Source organism: Escherichia sp. E14S1 (assembly GCF_004211995.1).
GTDB lineage: Bacteria > Pseudomonadota > Gammaproteobacteria > Enterobacterales > Enterobacteriaceae > Escherichia.
Map to the genome: position 1 here is coordinate 36,194 of NZ_RHJQ01000028.1, position 6,580 is coordinate 42,773.

Genomic DNA, 6,580 nt, shown 5'->3' on the forward strand with positions numbered 1-6,580 from the left:
TGCTTCACCACAAGGAATGCAAATGAAGAAATTGCTCCCCATTCTTATCGGCCTGAGCCTTTCTGGGTTCAGTTCGTTGAGCCAGGCCGAGAACCTGATGCAAGTTTATCAGCAAGCACGCCTTAGTAACCCGGAATTGCGTAAGTCTGCCGCCGATCGTGATGCTGCCTTTGAAAAAATTAATGAAGCTCGCAGTCCATTACTGCCACAGCTAGGTTTAGGTGCAGATTACACCTACAGCAACGGCTACCGCGACGCGAACGGCATCAACTCTAACGCAACCAGTGCGTCCCTGCAGTTGACCCAGTCCATTTTCGATATGTCGAAATGGCGCGCACTGACCTTGCAGGAAAAAGCTGCCGGTATTCAGGACGTCACTTACCAGACCGATCAACAAACTTTGATCCTCAACACCGCGACCGCTTATTTCAACGTGTTGAATGCCATTGACGTGCTTTCTTATACTCAGGCACAAAAAGAGGCAATCTACCGTCAGTTAGATCAAACCACCCAACGCTTTAACGTGGGCCTGGTGGCGATCACCGACGTGCAGAACGCCCGCGCACAGTACGATACCGTGCTGGCGAACGAAGTGACCGCACGTAACAACCTCGACAACGCCGTTGAGCAGCTGCGTCAGATCACCGGTAACTACTATCCGGAACTGGCGGCGCTGAACGTCGAAAACTTCAAGACCGACAAACCACAACCGGTTAACGCGCTGCTGAAAGAAGCCGAAAAACGCAACCTGTCGCTGTTACAGGCACGTTTGAGCCAGGATCTGGCGCGCGAGCAAATTCGCCAGGCGCAGGACGGTCACTTACCGACTCTGGATTTGACGGCCTCTACCGGAATTTCTGACACCTCTTACAGCGGTTCAAAAACCCGTGGTGCGACAGGTACCCAATATGACGACAGCAATATGGGTCAGAACAAAGTGGGCCTAAGCTTCTCGCTGCCGATTTATCAGGGCGGAATGGTTAACTCGCAGGTGAAACAGGCACAGTACAACTTTGTCGGTGCCAGCGAGCAACTGGAAAGCGCCCATCGTAGCGTCGTGCAGACCGTGCGTTCCTCCTTCAACAACATTAATGCATCTATTAGTAGCATTAACGCCTACAAACAAGCCGTGGTTTCCGCCCAAAGCTCTTTAGACGCGATGGAAGCGGGCTACTCGGTCGGTACGCGTACCATTGTTGACGTGTTGGATGCGACCACTACGCTGTACAACGCCAAGCAAGAACTGGCGAATGCGCGTTATAACTACCTGATTAACCAGCTGAATATTAAATCAGCTCTGGGTACGCTGAACGAGCAGGATCTGCTGGCACTGAACAATGCGCTGAGCAAACCGGTTTCCACTAACCCGGAAAACGTCGCACCGCAAACGCCAGAACAGAATGCTATTGCTGATGGTTATGCACCTGATAGCCCGGCTCCAGCCGTTCAGCAAGCATCCGCACGCACTAACACCAGTAACGGTCATAACCCTTTCCGTAACTGACGACGACGACGGGGCTTCGGCCCCGTCTGAACGTAAGGCAACGTAAAGATACGGGTTATCTGCCGCATTCTTCCCCCTTCTCGCTTCAATTTCGACCAGCCATCCTCTATTCTGATGGGTATTTACCACTGGTCCTGGAAGACAAAAATGAAACGGACAAAATCCATACGCCACGCATCGTTCCGCAAAAACTGGAGCGCACGCCACCTGACACCTGTCGCTCTCGCTGTTGCTACTGTTTTTATGCTGGCAGGCTGTGAAAAGAGTGATGAAACAGTGTCTCTCTATCAAAATGCTGACGACTGTTCAGCTGCAAACCCAGGCAAAAGCGCCGAATGTACCACCGCGTACAACAATGCGCTGAAAGAAGCAGAACGTACTGCGCCGAAATACGCCACTCGTGAAGACTGTATTGCCGAATTTGGTGAAGGTCAGTGCCAGCAGGCACCAGCCCAGGCTGGCATGGCACCTGAAAACCAGGCGCAGGCCCAGCAATCCAGCGGGAGTTTCTGGATGCCGCTGATGGCCGGCTACATGATGGGACGTCTGATGGGCGGCGGCGCGGGATTTGCACAGCAGCCGCTGTTCTCCTCGAAAAACCCAGCCAGCCCGGCTTACGGTAAATATACCGACGCGACTGGTAAAAACTATGGCGCAGCCCAGCCAGGCCGCACCATGACCGTACCGAAGACGGCAATGGCACCAAAACCGGCGACCACCACTACCGTTACCCGTGGCGGTTTTGGTGAATCTGTTGCCAAACAAAGCACTATGCAGCGTAGCGCAACCGGCACCTCTTCTCGTTCAATGGGTGGCTGATACCGATGGAAAGAGTCAGTATTACCGAGCGCCCAGACTGGCGTGAAAAAGCCCACGAATACGGTTTCAATTTTCACACCATGTACGGCGAGCCGTACTGGTGTGAAGATGCTTACTACAAGTTGACCCTCGCCCAGGTTGAAAAGCTGGAAGACGTCACCGCCGAACTGCACCAGATGTGCCTGAAAGTGGTGGAAAAAGTGATCTCCAGCGATGAGCTGATGACCAAATTCCGCATTCCAAAGCACACGTGGAGTTTTGTGCGTCAGTCATGGTTGACGCACCAGCCGTCGCTTTATTCACGCCTTGATCTGGCGTGGGATGGCACTGGCGAACCTAAACTTCTGGAAAATAACGCTGATACGCCCACGTCACTGTATGAAGCAGCATTCTTTCAGTGGATCTGGCTGGAAGATCAGCTTAACGCAGGCAACCTGCCGGAAGGCAGCGACCAGTTTAACAGTCTGCAAGAAAAGCTGATCGATCGCTTTGTCGAGCTGCGTGAACAGTATGGCTTCCAGTTGCTGCATCTCACCTGCTGTCGTGACACGGTGGAAGATCGTGGCACCATCCAGTATTTGCAGGACTGCGCGACGGAAGCTGAAATCGCTACCGAGTTCCTGTACATCGACGATATTGGTTTAGGCGAAAAAGGTCAGTTCACGGATTTGCAGGATCAGGTGATTGCTAACCTGTTCAAGCTTTATCCATGGGAATTTATGCTGCGCGAGATGTTCTCCACCAAGCTGGAAGATGCTGGCGTACGCTGGCTGGAACCGGCGTGGAAGAGCATTATCTCCAACAAAGCACTTCTGCCGCTACTGTGGGAGATGTTCCCGAATCATCCGAACCTGTTGCCCGCTTATTTTGCTGAAGATGATTATCCAGAAATGGAAAAATATGTGGTTAAGCCAATCTTCTCGCGTGAAGGCGCAAACGTGTCGATTATCGAGAATGGCAAAACCATTGAAGCAGCAGAAGGTCCGTATGGCGAAGAAGGGATGATTGTTCAGCAATTCCATCCGTTACCAAAATTTGGCGACAGTTATATGCTGATTGGTAGCTGGCTGGTGAACGATCAACCCGCCGGAATTGGCATTCGTGAAGACCGTGCGTTGATCACCCAGGATATGTCTCGGTTTTATCCACATATTTTTGTTGAATAACACTGCTTAATATTGCCCCGATAATCGGGGCAACTTTTCATAATCCATCATTTATAATCTCCATCAATATATAAATCCATACATCTCCAACTTTTATTTAACATTAATAACCAATTTAATGTTAAATCGTCATATGTAAGTGATATTGCAATTAAAGTAAGTAAATAAATCACCGCATAACACATTGATATATATTAAATATTTTATATTTACCTCTTCATATTTTAATTTAATAATTAAAAAACAATGTCGCAGAGATCACACTACGCAATATTGAATATTGTTATTGATATATCGCCACCCTACTATCCATTAAAAATAAATAGTTGTTTCAACAAATAACAACATATTCAAAAGCAGCAAAACATTCTCATATTTTATTAGAGTTACATTATTCATTCACAAAACAAATTTATTAGTACCATCTCAACAGTCGATATTCATCATTATTATATATTTGCGTTATATAAGGAGATATATCCATGTTTGATAAATATAGAAAAACACTAGTAGCCGGAACAGTAGCATTAGCCCTGGGGTTGTCTGCAACTGGCGTAATGGCGGCGGGTTTTAAACCTGCACCACCTGCCGGGCAACTCGGTGCAATCATTGTCGATCCCTACGGCAATGCACCACTGACCGCTCTGGTTGACTTAGATAGCCACGTCATTTCTGACGTCAAAGTTACCGTCCACGGGAAGGGCGAAAAAGGCGTTGAAATCAGCTATTCCGTGGGCCAGGAGTCACTAAAAACTTACGATGGTGTACCGATTTTTGGTCTTTATCAGAAATTTGCCAACAAAGTGACCGTTGAGTGGAAAGAAAACGGCAAGGCCATGAAAGATGATTACGTGGTGCAAACTTCAGCCATCGTCAACAATTACATGGATAACCGTTCCATCTCTGATCTACAGCAGACCAAAGTCGTTAAAGTCGCACCTGGTTTTGAAGATCGCCTCTATCTGGTTAATACCCACACCTTTACTGCACAAGGTTCCGATCTCCACTGGCACGGTGAGAAAGATAAAAATGCAGGGATCCTCGATGCAGGTCCGGCCACCGGCGCACTGCCCTTTGATATCGCGCCCTTTACTTTCATTGTCGATACCGAGGGTGAATACCGCTGGTGGCTGGATCAAGACACCTTCTACGATGGCCGTGACCGTAATATCAACAAACGTGGTTATCTGATGGGTATCCGCGAAACACCACGCGGCACCTTTACCGCAGTACAAGGCCAGCACTGGTACGAGTTCGACATGATGGGTCAGGTGCTGGAAGATCATAAACTGCCGCGCGGATTCGCTGACGCCACTCATGAATCCATTGAGACGCCTAATGGTACGGTACTGTTGCGCGTAGGTAAAAGTAACTACCGTCGCGATGACGGCGTACACGTCACCACCATTCGTGACCATATCCTCGAAGTCGATAAATCTGGTCGCGTTGTCGATGTATGGGATCTGACGAAGATCCTCGATCCGAAACGTGATGCTCTGCTCGGTGCACTGGATGCAGGCGCAGTTTGCGTCAACGTTGACCTTGCTCACGCCGGACAGCAGGCAAAACTGGAGCCAGATACACCGTTTGGCGACGCGCTGGGTGTAGGACCAGGTCGTAACTGGGCGCACGTCAACTCCATCGCCTATGACGCGAAAGATGACTCAATTATCCTCTCTTCTCGTCACCAGGGCGTTGTGAAAATTGGTCGTGATAAACAAGTGAAATGGATCCTTGCCCCCTCGAAAGGCTGGGAAAAACCATTGGCCAGCAAATTGCTGAAACCCGTTGATGCTAACGGTAAGCCGATCACCTGTAACGAAAATGGCCTGTGTGAAAACTCAGACTTCGACTTTACCTATACCCAGCATACCGCATGGATCTCCAGCAAAGGTACACTCACTATCTTTGATAACGGCGACGGTCGCCATCTGGAACAACCTGCCTTACCAACCATGAAATATTCCCGTTTTGTGGAATATAAGATTGATGAGAAGAAAGGTACCGTTCAGCAAGTTTGGGAATACGGTAAAGAACGTGGTTACGATTTCTATAGCCCAATCACCTCCATTATCGAATACCAGGCTGACCGTGACACCATGTTCGGCTTCGGCGGCTCCATTCATCTGTTTGACGTCGGTCAGCCGACCGTCGGCAAGTTGAACGAGATCGACTACAAAACCAAAGAAGTGAAAGTGGAAATCGACGTGATGTCTGATAAACCCAACCAGACACACTACCGTGCGCTGTTAGTCCGTCCAAAACAGATGTTTAAATAATTAAGAAGGGAATAAAAATGTCGAAATTAGGGATCTCATCACTGTTTAAAAGCGTACTGCTTACTGCGGCTCTGGCGGTTTCATTTACTGCTTCTGCATTTACCGAAGGCACGGATTATATGGTACTGGAAAAACCGATTCCGAATGCCGACAAAACGCTGATTAAGGTATTCAGCTACGCCTGCCCGTTCTGTTACAAGTACGACAAAGCGGTTACCGGTCCGGTATCGGAAAAAGTGAAAGATGTCGTTGCTTTCACGCCGTTCCATCTGGAAACCAAAGGCGAATACGGTAAACAGGCGAGCGAAGTCTTTGCTGTCTTGATCAATAGAGATAAAGCAGCAGGTATTTCCTTATTTGATGCTAACTCTCAGTTTAAGAAAGCCAAGTTTGCCTACTACGCGGCTTATCACGACAAAAAAGAACGCTGGTCTGACGGTAAAGATCCCGCTGCCTTTATCAAAACGGGTCTGGATGCTGCTGGTATGAGCCAGGCGGATTTTGAAGCTGCACTGAAAGAGCCAGCGGTACAAGAAACACTGGAAAAATGGAAAGCCTCTTATGAAGTCGCCAAAATCCAGGGGGTTCCGGCTTACGTCGTTAATGGTAAGTACTTGATCTACACCAAGAGCATCAAATCCATCGACGCGATGGCAGACCTTATCCGTGAGTTAGCAAGCAAATAACAGGGAAACAGGCTATGGGTATTAAGGGAATGTGGAAAGACCTTCGCACATCACCAGTCGACACACTGGTCAGATGGCAGGAGCAACGCTTTTTGTGGTTGTTAAGAGCCTGTACATCATTCTGTG

Annotated in this window: 5 protein-coding genes; all 5 read left to right on the forward strand. The window is 48.7% G+C overall.

Going from position 1 to position 6,580, the window contains the following annotated elements:
- The first annotated feature begins 22 nt into the window (after positions 1-22).
- The 5 genes from tolC to D9734_RS21310 all read left to right on the forward strand — a co-directional run bounded on the left by tolC (position 23) and on the right by D9734_RS21310 (position 6,454).
- Positions 23-1,504, forward strand: coding sequence for an outer membrane channel protein TolC (gene tolC / locus D9734_RS21290; protein ID WP_130210361.1), 1,482 nt, complete (start codon positions 23-25; stop codon positions 1,502-1,504).
- Between the two features lie 147 nt (positions 1,505-1,651).
- On the forward strand, positions 1,652-2,323 hold the full coding sequence (locus D9734_RS21295) for a DUF1190 family protein (RefSeq protein ID WP_000831534.1): 672 nt from the start codon (positions 1,652-1,654) through the stop codon (positions 2,321-2,323).
- Positions 2,324-2,328: 5 nt separating this feature from the next.
- Positions 2,329-3,489 carry a glutathionylspermidine synthase family protein gene (locus tag D9734_RS21300; protein ID WP_130210363.1) on the forward strand — a complete coding sequence of 387 codons (1,161 nt, stop codon included), beginning with the start codon at positions 2,329-2,331 and terminating at the stop codon, positions 3,487-3,489.
- 482 nt (positions 3,490-3,971) lie between these two features.
- Positions 3,972-5,768: an aryl-sulfate sulfotransferase gene (locus D9734_RS21305; RefSeq protein WP_130210365.1), complete on the forward strand. Its 1,797-nt coding sequence runs from the start codon at positions 3,972-3,974 to the stop codon at positions 5,766-5,768.
- Between the two features lie 17 nt (positions 5,769-5,785).
- Positions 5,786-6,454, forward strand: coding sequence for a thiol:disulfide interchange protein DsbA/DsbL (locus D9734_RS21310; RefSeq protein ID WP_130210367.1), 669 nt, complete (start codon positions 5,786-5,788; stop codon positions 6,452-6,454).
- Positions 6,455-6,580 lie beyond the last annotated feature (126 nt).